This is a genomic window from Haladaptatus ordinarius (assembly GCF_054177595.1).
Genome location: NZ_JBPEHH010000001.1, coordinates 123,493 through 141,023 on the forward strand (window position 1 = coordinate 123,493; position 17,531 = coordinate 141,023).

The following is a 17,531-nucleotide window of genomic DNA, read 5'->3' on the forward strand; positions in this document are numbered from 1 at the left end:
AAGTCCTCAGCATGGCATCGCCCCTCGATTCGCTCCCGCTCTTGCTCGTCCTCGCGGGTGCGGGGCTCACGCTCGCGGAGGCGCTCATTCCCGGCGCACACTTCATCGTTCTCGGCGTCGCGCTCCTGTTCGCCGGACTGGTCGCGCTCGCCGTTCCGCCACTGGCAACGCCGTTCGTACTCGCCGCACTCGTCCTCGTGTTCGGCGGCGTCTCCCTATACGCGTACCGCGAACTCGACCTCTACGGTGGGAAGGGGACGGGTCGAACGAAAGACTCCGACTCCCTGAAAGGAGCGACGGGCCGTGTCACGGAACGCGTCTCTCCCTCGGAGGGACAGGTGAAACTGGAAGACGGCGGGTTCAACCCCTACTTCGCCGCCCGCTCGATGGACGGCGAGATTCCGGAAGGAACCGAAGTGATGGTCATCGACCCCGGCGGGGGTAACGTCGTCACCGTCGAACCCATCGGCCACATCGAAGACAGCATCGACCGCGAACTCGCACGCGAGCGAGCGAGACGCGAGCGAGAGACCGAAGAGTTCTGACCGAGAGCAACACGATTCGTGGGTTCGAATCTGTCCGAATCCACCATTCTGTGACCGACGACTCCGCGAATCACGAAGTCGTGTCGAGCGCAGTTTCCAACTGTGCAACGACAATTAGCAGAATACTTAACAAGTATCTCTCCTAACACTCAGATATGCTGCCCGCAGTACCACTACAAGTCGCCCCCGGAAGCGGATTTACGATAGTCGCACTGCTCTTTCTCGTTCTGGCTATCGTCACCATCTGGTCCGCGGTCGAAATCGTACAGGCGACCGAAAAACGTGCGCTGACGGTGTTCGGCGAGTACCGGAAACTGCTCGAACCGGGTATCAACTTCGTGCCCCCGTTCGTCAGCAAGACGTATCGCTTCGACATGCGGACACAGACGCTGGACGTGCCGCGACAGGAAGCGATCACGCGCGACAACTCCCCCGTGACTGCAGACGCCGTCGTCTACATCAAGGTGATGGACGCGAAGAAGGCGTTCCTCGAAGTCGAAGATTACAAGCGCGCCGTCTCGAATCTCGCCCAGACGACCCTCCGTGCCGTGCTCGGCGACATGGAACTGGACGATACGCTCAACAAGCGCCAGGAGATCAACGCGAAGATTCGACGTGAACTCGACGAACCCACCGACGAGTGGGGAATCCGCGTCGAGAGCGTCGAGGTCCGTGAGGTCAACCCCTCGAAGGACGTCCAGCAGGCGATGGAACAGCAGACCAGCGCAGAGCGCAAACGCCGTGCCATGATTCTCGAAGCGCAGGGTGAACGCCGGAGCGCCATCGAGAAAGCGGAAGGTGACAAGCAGTCCAACATCATCCGCGCACAGGGTGAGAAACAGAGCCAGATTCTCGAAGCGCAGGGTGATGCGGTTTCGACCGTGCTCCGCGCGAAATCCGCCGAATCGATGGGTGAACGCGCCATCATCGAGAAGGGGATGGAGACGCTCGAAACCATCGGCCAGGGCGAGTCCACGACGTTCGTCCTGCCACAGGAACTGTCCTCGCTGGTCGGTCGGTACGGCAAGCACCTGACCGGAAGCGACGTGTCCGTCGACGGCAAGCAGGACCTGGAGAGTCTGGAATTCGACGAGGAGACGCGCGAACTGCTCGGACTGGACGACATCGACGAGATTCTGGGCCAGATAGACGAGGAAGCAGAGATGGACGTCGAAGCGATGGAAAAAGAAGCGCAGGCGATAAAGGAAGGCGAGGACACGGCGAGCATCCGGAGTGCCGACGAGGTCATAGAGGAGATGGACGCCGAGATGGACGACGAGGAACTCGAAACCGAAGTCGAGTGACGACCGAGACCACTCGGTTGTACCTGTCGCCCTAAACGAAGCTATTTTACGTTGCCCAGTCGTATAGTCGTGCAGATGGTTGAACAAGGCAACGTGGATGAAAATAAGCGTGCTACGCTCCGACGCTTCGCGGTTCTCGGAGCAGCGACCCCGTTGACGAAGCTCGCGGACGGCAACCGCAAAGGCGAGGGAAGCGAAGCACGCGACGCGATTGCCGGATACGTCACGACCACGCCGGGTGCCCACTTCTCGAAGGTACGTGACGACCTCCAACTCGGGACTGGCGAGACACAACACCACCTCCGTCGACTGATCGAGCTAGGTGTCGTCGAGAGCCACCGAGACGGGGACTACCGGCGCTTTTTCCCCGCCGGGAAGTTCTCCGCGTTCGAGCAGGTGGCGCTCAGTTACCTCCGGCGTGACACCGCACGCGGGATGCTCATCGAACTGCTCCGCAACCCAGCGGCGACCGGTGGGGAACTGGCGACCACGCTCGACGTGTCACGGCCGACCGTGAGCAAGTACGCCGCGGATTTAGAGGAGAAGGGACTCCTCTCGCGCGACGACGGCTACGCGGTCAGACATCCCGAGACGCTCATCACCCTGCTCGTTCGCTACGCCGACTCGTTCGACGCGAACGCGGAGACGTTCGCGAGCGAGGCGGCCTCCCTGATTTCGTTCGACCCGTAAACCGCCGTCGATGCGAGGCGTAAACTGATTTTCTTCGAGTGCCAACGTGGAGACGATGCAACTCGACCACGCCGCCCGCTCGTTTCGCTACTATCGCAACGCCGTCGAACGACACTGGGACCCCCACGACGTGGACCTCACCGACGACGCGGGAGTCGTCGCCGAGATGGACGACGAGACGTTTTTCGGCCTCCGACAAGCGCTCGCCCGGTTCGGCGCGGGCGAGCAGGCGGTCACGGAAGACCTCGCACCGCTGGCCGTCGTGCTGGAGGGCGTCGAAGACCAGTTGTTTGTCACGACGCAGTTGTACGAGGAGGCAAAACACACGGATTTCTTCGACCGCTACTGGCACGACGTCGTCAACGTCGCGGAAGACGAACGGGGCGAGACGCGGTCGTCACCGACCGAAGACCGCTGGTTCAACGAAGAGTACCTCGACCTGTTCGAACGCAACGAGGCCGCGATGGCCCGACTGTTGGACGAGGACACGCCACAGAACCGGGCGACGGCGTACTGTCACTATCACCTCACTATCGAGGGGATACTCGCACAGACGGGCTACTACGGACTGACTCGCGCGTACGACGAGACGACGTATCCGGAGATTCCCACGCTCCCCGGACTGGTCGCCGGACTGACGAAGATTCGCGGTGACGAGGGGCGTCACGTCGGCTTCGGGATGGCGAAGCTGAAGGAACTCGTGGCGTCGGATGCGGTCGATTTCGAGCACGTGCAGGCGACCATTGGCGAACTCCTGCCGCTCGTGCAGGCGACCATTCCGGAACGCGAGGCGGACGACGTCGGACCGTCACCGAGCGAACTGGTCGCGTACGCGACCGAAAAACACAGCCAGCGGATGGAACAGATTACGACTGGGAACGTCCCCGCTGTCGAAGAGCTGACGAGTATCGACTAGGCGCTGACCTTCCACGTCGTCGATGAAGAGTAACCCCACTTCTCCACGTCCACGTCGAAGTTCCCGTCGGCGATGGCGGTCATGTTCGTCCCGACCTCTTTCGCGGTCAGTCCGAGCTCTTTGCCGATGAGTCGGGACTTGAAGTAGGTCTTCGTCTCTCCGTTCTCGCGCAGGTAGCGAAGGATGCGTTGTTGTTTGTCGGTGAGGGTGGTCGTGCCAGCAGTCGTGGTGCTCATATTACTCCAGAGAACCGACACACCCTTATTGAATTTGGTACGAGCGGTTAACGCAACGCCGTCTTGTGATTTCCCTCTAAATTTGTATGAATTTAATCCCCCCTGTGGGGTGGGTTGGTACGGTTGGTTAACGCGCTCTTTCGTGACAGCGATGGCCCAGAAGCTACTTACGCCGTGGCGGAGTGAGAATTTGATAATGAGCGGTGGTTCCGTAGAGGTTAGTGTCGTCCTCCCAGCGTACAACGAGGAGACGACCATCGAAAACACCGTCGAGACGACTCTCGACACGCTGGAATCGTTTCTCCCACCCGACAGTTTCGAGGTGATTGTGGCAGAAGACGGGTGTGACGACCGAACTCCGGAGATAGCAGACCGGATGGCCGAACGAGATAGTCGCGTCCGCCACTTCCACAGCGACGAGCGTCTGGGACGGGGTGGTGCACTCAATCGCGCGTTCGAGGCCGCAGACGGCGAGACGCTGGTCTACTTCGACACGGACCTGGCGACCGACATGAAACATCTGGAGGAACTCGTCGAGAGCGTCCGCTCCGGCGAGTACGACTTCGCTACCGGGTCGCGGTGGATGCCCGAAAACGTGGCCGACCGCCCGGCGAAGCGAGATTTCGCCAGTCGAGGATTCAACGGTCTGACGCGATTTTTCCTCAGTTCCGACCTGCGCGACCACCAGTGTGGGTTCAAGGCGTTCGACCGCCAGGCGCTGTTCGACGTGCTGGAGGGCGTCGAGGACAACCACTGGTTCTGGGACACCGAGGTGCTCGTGCGTGCCCAGCGCAAGGGCTACCGAATCAAGGAGTTCGCGGTCGACTGGACGCCGAAAGGCGATACGAAAGTTGACCTCGTGCGCGACGTGTTCGGCATGGGCGGCCAGATAGGACGCTGCTGGTGGGAGTTTTCGGTACAGCCACGCATCACCCGCCGGGTGTCCATGGCGGTCGGTGTTCTGCTGACGGTCATGGCCGTCGCGCTGATGAGCCTCTACCTCCCGATGGGCGAAGTGCTCGAACAGATGGGGAGAGCGAATCCGGCACTCGTCGGGGTCGCGGCACTCATCTACGTCCTCTCGTGGCCGGTTCGCGGTGCTCGGTACCGTGACATCCTCGAAGAACTCGGGTTCACCGAGCGTGTCGGCTTCCTCACCGGCGCGATATTCATCAGTCAGACCGGGAACCTCGTGTTCCCTGCTCGCGCCGGTGACGCGGTGCGCGCCTACGTCGTGAAGGCCCGCCGGGGGATTCCGTACCCCTCCGGATTCGCATCGCTCGCCGTAGAACGCGTCTTCGACCTGCTCACCATCACGGTCATGGCTGGCACCGTCCTCCTCGGCCTCACGGTGACGGGGCAGGCCGCAGACATCGTCTCTGCCATCACGGGTGCCGAACAGCGACAGGCCGCGCGCATGGCAGTCTACGTCGCAGCGGGTGTCGGTGGGGCCGCGATTGCGGCAGTCGCGGTCATCGTCGCCAGCGCGCGTTCGGACCGGAACCTCGTTCGGGAAGCCGTAACGAAAGTCAGTTCCGACTCCTACGCCGACCACGTGGCCGGTATCATCGAGCGGTTCACGGGCGACGTGCAGACGGTGGCGAGTGACCGCGACGCTTTCGTTCGCGTCGGTGGAAGTAGTCTCGCCATCTGGACGCTCGACGTGGTGACGGCCATCCTCGTGCTGACGGCGTTCGATGGCGTCTCACTCGACCCCGTGACGCTGATCGCCGTCGGGTTCTTCGCGGTGAGCGTCGGGAACCTCGCGAAGGTGCTCCCGCTCTCGCCCGGTGGCGTCGGCCTGTACGAGGCCGCGTTCACCGTCTTCGTCGCCGGACTGACCCCCGTCACGTGGCCAGTTGCGCTCGGCGCGGCCATCCTGGACCACGCGGTGAAGAACATCGTCACGCTCGTCGGCGGTGTCGGTTCGATGTTCTCGCTCAACGTCTCGCTCACGCAGGCGGTCGAAGAGGGACGCGATGTCTCGGTCGAGTCCAAAGAGGCCGCCTCGCTCGACGACTAGTAGAAATCGGTGACGAAGGGGGCGAGCGCCCCCGCGACTGCGTGTTCTAACGCTTCTTGTCGGTCGATGATACCGTCCGTGAGCGCGCCCGCTGCACCCTGTTTTTTCGCCACGTCGGACTCCCCCAGCACGTCGTCCATCACGGGGCCGAGTTCCTCGCCGTTCCGAATCCGGCGGGCGACCGACTCGGGGAGCAACAGTCGCGGGCCGCTCCCTCGCCCCATCGTCTCCCCGTCGGTCACGGCGGCCCACATGGTCAGGTAGAGTCCGTCCGTGTCGGGGACGTCGGTGACACCGCCTTCGAGTCCGACGCCCAGGTCGCGCCCCGACAGGGCGTGGCGGGCGCGATTCTCCGCACCAGTTATCGTCTCGCGTTCGCCGAACGGTTGCTCTGGGACGCCCGATTCGACCGCGACCGATTCGACCGCGACCGACTCTCGCCGTGTTTCGCGGGCGTCGAGCACCGTCTCGACGGCGGCGACTTTCACCGGATTTCGACTGCCGACACCGACTCGCATGTTCGTCTCCAGTTTCCGACTCGACTTGGAGATTTCTACTCGACGGCCTCCGGATGGAGCGTGGCGGCCATCGTCTCGATACCCGCTATCAGTCGCGGACTCGGCTGGTTGAGCGCGGAATCGTCCAGGACGTGAACCGCTCCGCGCTCTATCGCCGGAATCGACCAGTCACGCTCCAGTACCGTTTCGGGGTCGCTTCGCTCGCCACGGCCACAGACGTGGAGGAAGACGTGTTCCGGTCGAGCGTCTTCGACCGACGCCGAGTCCACCGCCCGCGAGCGCTCGCCCGGCACGAGAAACGGGTATCGACCACCGGCGACGGCCACCGCGTCGGGAACCCAGTTTCCGGCGGCGGTGGGCGGGTCGGACCACTCCTCGCAGTAGACCGTCGGTCTGTCGCATCCCGCGACCAGTCGGCGGACGCGCCGGATTCGGTTGCGGGCGCGCCACGCGAGGTCGTGGCCGGCACGCGCGCGCCCGACCGCCTGCCCGAGCGTGGCGAACGATTCGACGACCTCGTCGAGCGTTCGGGGTTCGACGTGGACGACTCGCCGCCCCCGTTCGCGGAGTTCGTCTCGGACGTCCGCCTGCAGTGGGTCTGCGGTGAGCACGAGGTCGGGGTCGCACGCCTCGACCGCTTCGAAGTCGGGGTTCAGCCACCCGCCGACGCGAGCGGCTTCGACCGAACAGTGGTGCGTGACGCCGACCAGTCCGTCGGTCGCACCGAGCGCTCGAAGGGTCTCGGTCGCACTCGGCGCGAGTGAGACGATACGGTTCTGAGCCATCGAAGAGTGCTCGATGCGGGACGGAGTAAACGTTCCCTTACCGGACGGTAATGCCTCCTTAAACATTTCGCTCGTCTGACGCTGGACGGCTATTTCACGGCGTGTGTGACTGGTTCACGAACACAAACTCCACCGAAAACGAAGCACTTAAGTACTTTTCGCCATAACGGCAGGTTAAGACTAGCTGCGTCCGGGGTTTTCAGGTTGTTCCCTGCCCGGTAGCTCACGCGCTCTCACACTGGAGTGTTCACTATGCCAAATACGTCGATCCGAACGAGAACCGAAGAAACGGAAGTAGAAAAGCACGGAAACGAAGGCCAGAGCTGTCCCGAGTGCAGCGGCAACCTCATCGCGGGGCAGGGCGAGACCATCTGTGAGGACTGTGGTCTCGTCGTCGAGGAGGACAACGTGGACCGCGGGCCGGAGTGGCGCGCGTTCGACGCCAAAGAAAAGAACGAGAAATCCCGCGTCGGCGCGCCGACGACGAACACGATGCACGACAAGGGGCTCTCGACCAACATCGACTGGCGGAACAAGGACGCCTACGGCAACTCGCTGGGGTCGCGCCAGCGCGAGAAGATGCAGCGTCTCCGCAAGTGGAACGAGCGCTTCCGCACCCGCGACTCCAAAGAGCGCAACCTTAAGCAGGCGCTCGGCGAAATCGACCGCATGGCGAGCGCGCTCGGACTGCCGGACAACGTCCGCGAGACGGCCAGCGTCATCTACCGCCGCGCACTGAACGAAGACCTGCTTCCGGGGCGTTCCATCGAGGGTGTCTCGACCGCCTGTGTCTACGCCGCCGCGCGACAGGCCGGCGTGCCGCGCAGTCTGGACGAGATTACCGACGTGAGCCGAGTCGACAAAAGCGAGGTGGCGCGCACCTACCGGTACGTCGTGCGCGAACTCAGCCTCGAAGTCAAGCCCGCCGACCCCGAGAGCTACGTCCCACGGTTCGCGTCCGGCCTCGACCTCTCCGACGAGTCCGAACACCGCGCTCGCGAACTGCTGCGAAACGCGAAAGAACAGGGCGTCCACAGCGGGAAGTCGCCGGTCGGGCTGGCGGCCGCCGCCGTCTACGCCGCCGCGCTCCTGACGAACGAGAAGACGACCCAGGCGGAAGTGAGTGAGGTTGCAGACATCAGCGAGGTCACCATCCGCAACCGCTACCACGAACTGCTCGAAGCCGAGGAAGGCACTGTCGCGCTGTAATTTTTTCCCGACGCGTTTGAAAAGAGGTTTTTGCGGTGCGCCGATACGTCTACACAGCAACTGCAATGGAGACCGAGCACGAGATAAACGTCGGCGACGCGCGCACGAGTTCGCTCCCGGACGATTCTATCGACCTCGTCGTCACCTCGCCGCCGTATCCGATGATAGAGATGTGGGACGACCTGTTCGCCAGGTCGAACCCCGACATCGAGTCGGCGCTGGCGCGAGGGGACGGCGACGCCGCGTTCGAGTCGATGCACGAGGAACTCGCGCCCGTCTGGAAAGAGATCGCCCGCGTCCTGAAACCCGGTGGGATAGCGGTGGTGAACGTCGGCGACGCGACGCGCAAAGTCGATGGCACCTTTCAGTTGTTCCCGAATCACGCGAGGGTCGTCGAGGAACTGCGGAACTGTGGTCTGTGCTCGCTCCCGGACATCCTCTGGCGCAAGCCTTCGAACCGCTTGACGAAGTTCATGGGGTCGGGAATGCTCCCGCCGAACGCCTACGCCGCGCTCGAACACGAGTACTTGCTCGTCTTTCGAAACGGTGACCCTCGTGAACTCGAACCGGGTTCGAATCGGCGCTACGAGTCGGCGTACTTCTGGGAGGAACGCAACGACTGGTTTTCGGACCTCTGGGAGGAGGTCCGCGGCGAGATACAGGAACTCGACCACGGCGACCTGCGCGAGCGGTCTGCGGCGTTCCCGTTCGAACTCCCTTACCGACTCATCTCGATGTTCTCGGTCTACGGCGACACCGTCCTCGACCCCTTCTGGGGGACGGGAACGACCTCGCTCGCGGCGATGGTCGCGGGACGAAACTCGGTGGGGTACGAACTCGAAGCCGAGTTCACGACCGTCTTCGAGGAGCGAATCGAGTCGGTTCCCGAACTCTCGCGTGACGTCGTTGGCAAGCGACTCGACGACCACCGCGAGTTCGTCCACGAACACGACGGAGCGCTGGCGTACGACGCCAACCACTACGAGTTCCCCGTCAAGACGGCACAGGAGCGTGACATTCGATTCTACGAAGTGGTCGACGTTTCCCGCGACGGGAATCGATTCTTCGCCACACACGAACCGTACGCCGAGTGACGGGTCGCTCTGGGCCCGGCTCGCGAGCATCTCCCGGAGACCGTCGTCCGAGTAGCCTTTTGGTCCGGCGGTCCGACCATCCGTCATGGAGTTCGACTCGTTCGTTCTCGCGGCGAGCGCGACGGCCCTCACACGAGAACCTCGTGCCCGCGACCACGCCGACGTCGTGGAGTTTCGCATGGATTTGGCGGACGACCCGCTCGACGCGCTTTCTACCTACGGCGGGAAGCTACCGATTCTCGCCACGAATCGAGCGTCGTGGGAAGGTGGCGAGGCACACGGCGACGACGAACGACTGGACGTCCTCGCCGCCGCCGCCGAGTACGACGCGGTCGCTGCGGTCGACGTCGAACTGGAGAGTCTGCTCACGGAACGGGGGGCGAGCGTGTCGGCCCACGCCCGCGAGAACGACACTGCGGTCGTCGCCTCGATACACGACTTCGAGGCGACGCCCGACCGAGAGGAGATGCGCGAACTGCTGGTAGACGCCACCGACCACGCCGACGTTGGGAAACTCGCCGTCACCGCAGAGACCCGCAGCGACGTCCTCGATTTGCTCGCGGTCACCGACACCCTCACCGAGCGTGGCCGACGCGTGGCGACCATGGCGATGGGCGAGGTCGGTAGACACTCCCGAGCGGTCGCGCCGCTCTACGGGTCGAAAATCGGCTACGCGCCGCTGGATTCGGCGGATGCGACCGCACCGGGGCAGTACGAGTTGGCGACGCTCTCGCGACTCGTTCGAGAACTGCGGGGGTGACGGAGAGCGGAAATCGGTTCCCAGCGACGACGTAGCTCGTGTTCCCGCCGGGTCGTCGAGGGAACGGCGTTCACGCTTCGCAGTCCGGTACGAAACGGAAAAAACGGTGCATCTGGGCGTACTGAAAGCAATCCGACTCGATTTCCCCTCCGGAACGAACCCCGTTAAAAAGCGTATCGGAAGAGTTTAACGGGACCCACCAACAATCCACGCATAGTGACGCGGAATCAAAAGCGCCCGTGGCTGGCGGCCCTGTTCGCCCTCGTCTACCCCGGTCTGGGGCACGCGTACCTCCGCCAGTGGCTTCGCGCGCTTCTCTGGTTCGCCTTCGCTATGGCGACGGCGATGGTGTTCATCCCAGAGAGCACGTTCCAGGGCCTCGAAACCGGCGGCTGGTCGGCCTACGTACAGGCCACGCAGAACCTGCCCATGAGCGTCGTCCTTCCGATTCTCGTCGTTCAGGCGTGTAACATCATCGACGCCTACTGGACTGCCCTGCGCGGCAATCGAGCAGCCGCGACTGGGGGGGACGGAGGGCAGCGCTGTCCGAACTGCGGTCGAGAAGTGGACGAAGAAATCGACTTCTGCCAGTGGTGTACCACGCCGCTCGACCACGACGCGCCCACGCAGTGAGACCGACCGTCTTCTATTACCATGCGGTGACTCGGCGTCGATTAACGCCGTAGTCCCATCTCGTCACTGTTCGATGATGCTCTCCTCGACGCGTTCGCCGAAGTGACGAGCGCCGCCTTCGAAGAAGAGTTTCACCTCGTCGCCGACTTCGAGGTCGGTCACCGCTTTGCGCCCGTCGCGCGTGGCGACCTTGATAGTCTCCGCGTTCTGCAGCAGCGTCTCCACCCGGTCGCCGTCCGGGGTCTCGACCTCGACGCGGAACATCGGGCGCTTTTCTATCTTCACCCGGCCGACGACCGCCTCGCGGGTGTTGCCGTCGGTATCGACGACCTGTACCTCGTCACCGCTCTGGAGTTCGGCGAGGTACTTCGTCCCGCCGTTGGGCGTCCGAACGTAGGCGTGAACCGCGCCCGCGTTCACCCGGAACGGGCGGGAAGCGACGTAGGGCGATTCGGCGGTCTCGGCGTGGACGAAAAAGAGGCCGCGCGACATCGACCCGACGAGCATCCCTTCGTCGTGGTCTAGCAACGACCCGGAGTCGACGCAGACGCGGTCGGCGCTCCCCGTCTGCTCGATGGTGCGCACCTCGCCCCACTCGAGGTCGAGCGTCTCGCGTTCGGCGGCGTCGCGAACGCCGACCGTCGCACGAATCTCGTCGGGGTCGTCGGTGTCCAGTAACACCGCATCTGCGCCGATTTCCAGCGTCTCGAACGCGGTTCGGGCTTCGTCCGCGTTCGTGACGCCAGCGACCAGCTCCGTCTCCTCGCCGATTCGCGCGATGAGGTTCTCCAGCGGGATGATAGTCCAGTCCTCGCCGACGACGATGGTGTAGTCCGCTTCCTGTGCTGCCGCCTCGGCGAACGCTTCGTACGACTCGCCGAGGATTCGGACGTAGGCTCCCTCTGCCGAGTCCTCGCGGCGAAGCGTCGAGAGGTCCGCAGAACCAGAGAAGTCCGTCGGGAGGTCGACCGTTCCATCACCTTCACCGTCCTTGCCGACGATTCGCGCGTCGGCTTCGGGCCGGTCGTCCTCTTCGGCGTCCAGGACGTGTACGTCACCGTCGGAGCGGAACGCTGCGACGTTGACCTCGCCGAGTTCGCAGACGCGCTCGACGTCGCGTTCGTCGACGAGCACCCAGTCGACGCCTGCTTCCAGTCCCGCCGTGATTCGTCTGCGCCGGTCGTCCCAGTCGCCGACTTCGGAGTCAGCTTTCAACCACACGGAGCGTGTCATATATTCACGGTCGAATCGGGATGGCTTCAACGTGGCGGATACGGCGACGCCTTCGAGGTGTCTTCAGTCAGAGTGTGGAACCGTAACCGAGGCGGGCGTCCTCAGACTTCCACGACGAGTCCGGCGTTTTTCATCGCGTCCTCGACGGAGAGGTCGTCGTGAACGACGCCGGCCACGGCCCGTGCGATGGCTTCCGGGTCGTCGTGCTGGAAGACAGATCGCCCGATGGAGACGCCCGCCCCACCGGCGTCCATCGCGCCGCGAACCGCTTCGAGCGTCGCCCGGTCGCCCTCCGGTTTGCCACCCGCGATGATGACGGGGAGGCGCGTCGATTCCACGACGTGTTCGAAGCTCTTGGCGTCGCCACTGTAGGCCGTCTTCACCACGTCGGCACCGACCTCCTCTGCGAGTCGAACTGCGTGACCGAGGCTCTCCGCGTCGTGTTCGTCAACCCCAGGCCCGCGGGCGTAGGACATCGCGAGAACGGGGATACCGAAGCGGTCTGCCTCCGAACACACCTGCGCGAGGTCCGTTATCTGCTTCGGTTCGTACTCGCTGCCGACGTTGATGTGAAACGAGACGGCGTCGGCACCGGCGCGGATGGCGTCTTCGACGGTTCCGGTCGTTCGTTTGTCGTTGGCGTCCGGGCCGATGGTCGTGGAGGCGTTCAGGTGAACGACGTACCCCGCGCCGTTCTTGTTCGAGTGGACGCGGGACGCGATACCCTTCTGCGTGAGGACGGCGTCTGCACCCCCCCGGGTGACGGCGTCGATGGTCGCTTCGATGTTCTTCAGTCCACGTACTGCTCCGAGCGTAATTCCGTGGTCCATCGGGACGACGACGTACCGTCCGTCGCGCCCGATGCGGTCGAGTCGTGCCGCAGTTCCTGTGTTCATAGTATGTGAATGTGTAGCAAGCGAGTTTCAAATCTGTTCCGATTCCAGTACTTCGTCTCTCCCTTCGCACGCCCCCAATTTGAGTTCCGCGGCTTTCGATTCGAGGCGGTCGGCGACGTTCTCGCCCGACGAGACTATGTCCACGAGGGCGCTACCGACGACGACGCCGTCAGCCCCCGCAGACACTATCTCTCGGGCGTGGTCGCCCTCGCTCACGCCGAAGCCGACCGCCTTCGGCAGGTCGCTATCGGCGAGGCGGGCGAGACTCTCGTGGGTCGCGGTACTCACGTCGGCCTGCGCACCCGTCGTCCCCAGTCGGGCTTGCACGTAGACGAACCCCGACGCCTGCGACAGGATTGTCGCCTCGCGCTCGTCCGTGGTCGTCGGGGCGACGATGAACACGAGCTCGAGTCCGTGCCGGTCACAGGCGTCCCTGAGAGGACCGCTCTCCTCGACGGGAAGGTCGGGAACGATGAGTCCAGCGACGCCGGCGTCCGCCGCCGCCTCCACGAACGGTTCGACGCCCTCCTCGCTTCCGTACTGATAGACGAGGTTGTAGTAGGTCATACAGACGATGGGCACGTCCACCTCGAGGTCGGCGACGAGTTCGAGATAGCGGTCGGGCGTCATCCCGGCGTCGAGCGCGCGCTGGATGGCGTTCTGGATGGTCGGTCCGTCGGCGATTGGTTCCGAAAAAGGGAGACCGAGTTCGACGACGTCCGCCCCGCCGCGCGCCAGTGCCCGGACGTGCGATTTCGTCGCCTCCGGGTTCGGGTCGCCCGCCACCAGGTACGGAATCAGGGCCGGGTCGTCGGCGAACGCCGCTTCCAACGTCATTCGAAGACCCCCATCTCGGGTGCACCCTCGATGTCGCGTCGCTCGCTCTCCTCGACGACCGTATCGAGGTCCTTGTCCCCCCGACCGGAGACGGTGACGACGACGAGGTCGCCCAGCTCTTCGGCGTCCTCTAGATACGCCAGCGCGTGACTCGATTCGAGTGCCGGGATGATTCCCTCCAGTTTCGAGAGGCGGTGGAACGCTTCGAGGGCGGCGTCGTCGCCGACGCTCACCGGCGTCACCCGCCCCGTCTCGACGAGGTGGGAGAGTTCCGGTCCGACACCGGAGTAGTCGAGTCCGGCGCTCACGCTGTGGGATTCGAGAATCTGTCCGTCGCGGCTCTGGAGCAGTTTTGTGCGGGCACCGTGGAGGACGCCGTCTTCTCCCGTCGAGAGCGAAGCCGAGTGGGGAGCGACGCCGTCGGCCTCGTCGATGGTCAGCCCGGACCCGCCCGACTCCACGGCGTAGAGGGCGACGTCTTCGTCGTCTTCTCGCGGGGCGTGCCCGCTCGAGTGGTCCGTGGAACTTCCATCCGCGCTACCGACGAAGTGGTAGAACGAGCCCATCGTGTTCGACCCGCCCCCGGCGCAGGCGACCACGCTGTCCGGCAGTCTTTCCGCCTGCGCTCGAATCTGCTCGCGGGCTTCCTCGCTGATGACCGCCTGGAAGTCTCGCACCATCCGGGGGAAGGGATGTGGGCCGACGACGCTCCCGATGACGTAGTGGGTGTCTTCGACGTTGGACGCCCAATCGCGCATCGTCTCGTTGATGGCCTCTTTCAGCGTCCCGGACCCGACGTCGACGGGATTCACCTCGGCGTCGTGGATGCGCATCCGGAAGACGTTCGGCCGCTGACGGTTGATGTCGGTGCGGCCCATGTACACCTCGCAGTCGACGTCGAGATAGGCGGCGGCCATCGCCGTGGCGGTGCCGTGTTGCCCTGCACCGGTTTCGGCGACGATTCGCTCTTTGCCCATGTACTTCGCCAGCAAGACCTGCCCGAGTGCGTTGTTCAGTTTGTGTGCGCCGCCGTGGAGCAAGTCCTCGCGTTTGAGGTATATTTCGCGGTCGTATCTATCGCTCAGTGCGTCGGCGCGCTGGAGTGGGGTCGGCCTCCCGCCGAAATCCCGCAGACGGCGGCGGAACTCGTCCATGAACCCGTCCTCGTTGTCGCGGACGTAGCGTTCGTAGGCAGACTCCAGTTCCTCGATGGCGGGCATCAGCACCTCGGGGACGTACTGGCCGCCGTACTCGCCGAACTTGGTCGCAGACCGCCTCTCGCCCGCTGGTTCACCCTCGCTCATGCTTCGACCAACCTCCGAGTGTTCTCGGTCACGTCCCCGTCCATTATCGCACTCCCGACGAGCAGGCCGTCTGCCCCTGCTTCTCGCATTCGACGAGCGTCGTCGGGAGTCGTGATTCCACTCTCCGCGATTAGCGTCACGTCGTCGGGGACGGCGGGGGCCACCGACTCGAAGGTGGCGAGAGTAACGTCGAGGTTCGTCAGGTCGCGGTTGTTCACGCCGACGATGTCTGCGCCGGCGTCTATGGCGTCGGCCAGTTCCTCGCGGGTGTGGACCTCCACGAGTGTCTGAAATCCCCGGTCGCGGGCGGCGGCGAGCAGTCCGTCGAGGTCGTCGACGAAACGGGCGATGAGGAGGACGACGTCCGCTCTCACTGCGTCCAGTTGCGCCTCGCAGAGAACGAAATCCTTGCGAAGGACCGGCACGTTCACTGCCGCTCGAACCCGACGGAGATTTTCGGGTGAGCCACCGAAGTGCGCCGGTTCGGTGAGCACCGACAGTGCGGCCGCCCCGCCGGCGACCATCGCTCGGGCCAGTTCGACCGGGTCGTCGGTTCGTTCCCCATCCGTCGTCGGACTGGTCGGTTTCACTTCTGCGACGAGGGGCACCTGCTCGTTTTCCTCCGCGCTCACGAGCGCGTCCGGAAGCGAGCGCACCGAACGTGCGTCCATGGAGACGCGCTCGGTGCGCGCGCCGTGTCCGCCCGGCGTATCGCGTTCTCGTGCGGCGCGAAGGATGGACTCGACCGCAGGTGCGAGTTCGCCTTCTGCGTTCATTACTGTACATTGACGGACTAGATTGTACATAAGACTTGCGTCCGGGTGACGAATCTTGAAGTTTCCGAGGGTCGTCTTGCTCGACATGGACGAGAGTGCTGGAATTTACGCGCAGGAATCGGCCTATCTCGACCGATTCGTACAGATAGGAGTCGCCAGCGGGCGCGTGCTTCGCGTGGCGTTCCCTCACGACGACGACGAGGACGCCGAGGAGAGCCACGCCGTGCTAGACCGAATCTTCGCGTATCTAGAGGGGGTAGAAGACGATTTCGAGGACGTGCAGGTCGCGTTGACGCTCCCGACCGACCAGCAGGGCGTCCTCGAATCGGTACGCAAGATACCCTACGGCGAACAGGTGAACGTCGAGACGCTGACCCGGATGACGTCCGGTCTCGACCACACGGAGGACGCGGACCTGCAACTCGCCCGGACTGCGCTGGACGCGAACCCGGCACCCATACTGATTCCCGACCATCGAGTGCGCGACGGGCCGAGTGCCGCGCCGCCGGAGACAGAACAGAAGTTGCGGTCGCTGGAAGGGCTGTAACCGGCTCTTCGAACGGCCTCACGTCCCGTTCGGCACGGCGGTTCGTCGGGCGAGCATGGTTTCGCTTTCGGGGACGGGCCGCCGGCGACGACCAGCGGGATGGATGACTTTTTGACGTTTGCGAGCGAATCGCTAGCCATGTACGTCCGGGATGCCAAAAACAGAGAGGAGGTCTGGTTGCTCGACAATATCGAGGCGATGGGACTGGACGAGACCGCCTTCCGGTCCCGGGACTACGTCGTCGCCATCGACGAGACGTCGGGCGAGAAGGCCGGATTCGGTCGGATTCGCATCCACAAACCCGACGACGCCCCCGACATCTGCGAGTTGACGAGCATCGGCGTCGTCCCCGAGTGGCGCGAACAGGGTGTCGGCGCGCACGTCATCGAGCGCCTCATCGACAAGGCGGGCGACGACGGGTTCGAGCGAGTGTACGCTCTCGTCGGCGTGCCCGATTACCTCGCGCAGTTCGGCTTCGAGGCCATCGACGTCGGCGACCTCCCGCCGAAACTCCGCGACCGCCTCGACACGAAGCGCGAGCAAACCGAACCCGACGCCGTGCCGATGATTCTCGCCGTCGGAGAGTTCGAGATGCCCGACCGGTTACGCGAACGGTTCAAAGACGCCCGGCCTCGTGAGACCGAATCCACGAATACCGACGACACCGACGAAATGGCCGAGGAGTTCGGCATCGACCCCGACAGTGCGACGTACAAGTACGACACGGGCCGGTGACCGCCATCGAGCGGTACGGAGACGTGATTTGCGATAACTCGCGAAGGGCGTTGGGACCCGAGCGACCTCCGGAACCGCTCTCCCAGCGTGTTCGTTTCAGAAGCGTGTTTTCTGTGACGCTGACGAACGGTTACCGTGTCATCCGTTCTCAATAGTTTTATGCCGATGGGGTGTTTCGATTCGTAATGATGATGTCGAAAACTGAGCGGGAGCAGATTGGTGATCTTCCTCCGAGCGCGAAACTCGTCTTCAAAGTACTCGAATACAAAGGAGCACTCACCCAGAAACAGATCGTCGACGAGTCGATGCTCTCGGCGCGGACGGTCCGGTACGCACTCGAACGACTCGAAGAAATCGGGGTGGTAGAAGAGGACATCTATTTCGCCGACGCCCGCCAGAATCTCTACGAAATCGCCGTTCAGACCGACGTCGATGCCGACCAGAGTGCGGACGCCCAGTGTGCAGAATAGCTGCAATCTCGGTGACACAC

At 63.8% G+C, this 17,531-nt stretch carries 20 protein-coding genes; 12 read left to right on the plus strand and 8 right to left on the minus strand.

Going from position 1 to position 17,531, the window contains the following annotated elements; all coding sequences use genetic code 11:
• Nucleotides 1-11 precede the first annotated feature (11 nt).
• From ACR3FF_RS00740 to ACR3FF_RS00755, 4 genes are all read left to right on the plus strand, one after another.
• The gene (locus ACR3FF_RS00740; RefSeq protein WP_458185141.1) at nt 12-545 is read left to right on the plus strand and encodes an NfeD family protein; all 534 of its coding nucleotides are present in this window, start codon (nt 12-14) and stop codon (nt 543-545) included.
• Nucleotides 546-700: 155 nt separating this feature from the next.
• Nucleotides 701-1,849 (plus strand): SPFH domain-containing protein, encoded by a 1,149-nt coding sequence (locus tag ACR3FF_RS00745; RefSeq protein ID WP_458185143.1) that lies wholly within the window; start codon nt 701-703, stop codon nt 1,847-1,849.
• A 75-nt stretch (nt 1,850-1,924) separates the two neighbouring features.
• Nucleotides 1,925-2,539 carry a winged helix-turn-helix transcriptional regulator gene (locus ACR3FF_RS00750; RefSeq protein WP_458185145.1) on the plus strand — a complete coding sequence of 205 codons (615 nt, stop codon included), beginning with the start codon at nt 1,925-1,927 and terminating at the stop codon, nt 2,537-2,539.
• Nucleotides 2,540-2,594: 55 nt separating this feature from the next.
• Nucleotides 2,595-3,455 (plus strand): ferritin family protein, encoded by an 861-nt coding sequence (locus tag ACR3FF_RS00755; protein WP_458185146.1) that lies wholly within the window; start codon nt 2,595-2,597, stop codon nt 3,453-3,455.
• Here ACR3FF_RS00755 and ACR3FF_RS00760 read toward each other — a convergent pair.
• Nucleotides 3,452-3,691 carry a DUF7123 family protein gene (locus ACR3FF_RS00760; protein ID WP_458185148.1) on the minus strand — a complete coding sequence of 80 codons (240 nt, stop codon included), beginning with the start codon at nt 3,689-3,691 and terminating at the stop codon, nt 3,452-3,454. The genes ACR3FF_RS00755 and ACR3FF_RS00760 overlap by 4 nt on opposite strands.
• Before the next feature lie 196 nt (nt 3,692-3,887).
• Here ACR3FF_RS00760 and ACR3FF_RS00765 point away from each other — a divergent pair, with 196 nt between their 5' ends.
• Nucleotides 3,888-5,714, plus strand: a complete 1,827-nt coding sequence (locus ACR3FF_RS00765; RefSeq protein ID WP_458185150.1) for a flippase-like domain-containing protein — start codon at nt 3,888-3,890, stop codon at nt 5,712-5,714.
• Here the strand turns inward: ACR3FF_RS00765 and yjjX are convergent.
• Nucleotides 5,711-6,232 carry an inosine/xanthosine triphosphatase gene (gene yjjX, locus ACR3FF_RS00770; RefSeq protein WP_458185151.1) on the minus strand — a complete coding sequence of 174 codons (522 nt, stop codon included), beginning with the start codon at nt 6,230-6,232 and terminating at the stop codon, nt 5,711-5,713. The two genes, ACR3FF_RS00765 and yjjX, sit on opposite strands and share 4 nt — an antisense overlap.
• A 35-nt stretch (nt 6,233-6,267) precedes the next feature.
• A complete protein-coding gene (locus tag ACR3FF_RS00775; RefSeq protein ID WP_458185153.1) occupies nt 6,268-7,017 on the minus strand; it encodes a cobalamin-binding protein in 750 nt (249 codons plus the stop codon).
• Nucleotides 7,018-7,269: 252 nt separating this feature from the next.
• Between ACR3FF_RS00775 and ACR3FF_RS00780 the strand changes: the two genes are divergently transcribed.
• The 4 genes from ACR3FF_RS00780 to ACR3FF_RS00795 all read left to right on the plus strand — a co-directional run bounded on the left by ACR3FF_RS00780 (nt 7,270) and on the right by ACR3FF_RS00795 (nt 10,713).
• Complete coding sequence (locus ACR3FF_RS00780; protein ID WP_458185154.1) at nt 7,270-8,226, plus strand: transcription initiation factor IIB; 957 nt, start codon at nt 7,270-7,272, stop codon at nt 8,224-8,226.
• Nucleotides 8,227-8,291: 65 nt separating this feature from the next.
• Nucleotides 8,292-9,320 carry a DNA-methyltransferase gene (locus ACR3FF_RS00785; protein WP_458185156.1) on the plus strand — a complete coding sequence of 343 codons (1,029 nt, stop codon included), beginning with the start codon at nt 8,292-8,294 and terminating at the stop codon, nt 9,318-9,320.
• A gap of 85 nt (nt 9,321-9,405) precedes the next feature.
• Nucleotides 9,406-10,080: a type I 3-dehydroquinate dehydratase gene (locus tag ACR3FF_RS00790; RefSeq protein WP_458185158.1), complete on the plus strand. Its 675-nt coding sequence runs from the start codon at nt 9,406-9,408 to the stop codon at nt 10,078-10,080.
• Between the two features lie 216 nt (nt 10,081-10,296).
• Nucleotides 10,297-10,713, plus strand: coding sequence for a DUF7575 domain-containing protein (locus ACR3FF_RS00795; protein ID WP_458185160.1), 417 nt, complete (start codon nt 10,297-10,299; stop codon nt 10,711-10,713).
• A 63-nt stretch (nt 10,714-10,776) separates the two neighbouring features.
• Here ACR3FF_RS00795 and ACR3FF_RS00800 read toward each other — a convergent pair whose 3' ends face one another.
• The 5 genes from ACR3FF_RS00800 to trpC all read right to left on the minus strand — a co-directional run bounded on the left by ACR3FF_RS00800 (nt 10,777) and on the right by trpC (nt 15,759).
• Nucleotides 10,777-11,946: a 3-dehydroquinate synthase II gene (locus ACR3FF_RS00800; RefSeq protein ID WP_458185162.1), complete on the minus strand. Its 1,170-nt coding sequence runs from the start codon at nt 11,944-11,946 to the stop codon at nt 10,777-10,779.
• 101 nt (nt 11,947-12,047) lie between these two features.
• Entirely contained in the window at nt 12,048-12,842 is a 795-nt protein-coding gene (locus ACR3FF_RS00805; RefSeq protein ID WP_458185164.1) for a 2-amino-3,7-dideoxy-D-threo-hept-6-ulosonate synthase, read from the minus strand.
• 27 nt (nt 12,843-12,869) lie between these two features.
• Nucleotides 12,870-13,679 carry a tryptophan synthase subunit alpha gene (gene trpA, locus ACR3FF_RS00810; protein WP_458185166.1) on the minus strand — a complete coding sequence of 270 codons (810 nt, stop codon included), beginning with the start codon at nt 13,677-13,679 and terminating at the stop codon, nt 12,870-12,872.
• Complete coding sequence (gene trpB / locus ACR3FF_RS00815; protein WP_458185168.1) at nt 13,676-14,983, minus strand: tryptophan synthase subunit beta; 1,308 nt, start codon at nt 14,981-14,983, stop codon at nt 13,676-13,678. The genes trpA and trpB overlap by 4 nt, the downstream gene beginning before the upstream one ends.
• The gene (gene trpC, locus ACR3FF_RS00820; RefSeq protein ID WP_458185170.1) at nt 14,980-15,759 is read right to left on the minus strand and encodes an indole-3-glycerol phosphate synthase; all 780 of its coding nucleotides are present in this window, start codon (nt 15,757-15,759) and stop codon (nt 14,980-14,982) included. Before trpC ends, trpB begins: the two co-directional genes overlap by 4 nt.
• 85 nt (nt 15,760-15,844) lie before the next feature.
• Between trpC and ACR3FF_RS00825 the strand changes: the two genes are divergently transcribed.
• The 3 genes from ACR3FF_RS00825 (at nt 15,845) to ACR3FF_RS00835 (ending at nt 17,511) form a co-directional block, all read left to right on the plus strand.
• Nucleotides 15,845-16,306 (plus strand): methylated-DNA--[protein]-cysteine S-methyltransferase, encoded by a 462-nt coding sequence (locus ACR3FF_RS00825; RefSeq protein ID WP_458185172.1) that lies wholly within the window; start codon nt 15,845-15,847, stop codon nt 16,304-16,306.
• A gap of 138 nt (nt 16,307-16,444) precedes the next feature.
• Entirely contained in the window at nt 16,445-17,041 is a 597-nt protein-coding gene (locus ACR3FF_RS00830; protein WP_458185174.1) for a GNAT family N-acetyltransferase, read from the plus strand.
• A 191-nt stretch (nt 17,042-17,232) separates the two neighbouring features.
• On the plus strand, nt 17,233-17,511 hold the full coding sequence (locus ACR3FF_RS00835; RefSeq protein ID WP_458185176.1) for a winged helix-turn-helix transcriptional regulator: 279 nt from the start codon (nt 17,233-17,235) through the stop codon (nt 17,509-17,511).
• The last annotated feature ends 20 nt before the right edge of the window (nt 17,512-17,531 follow it).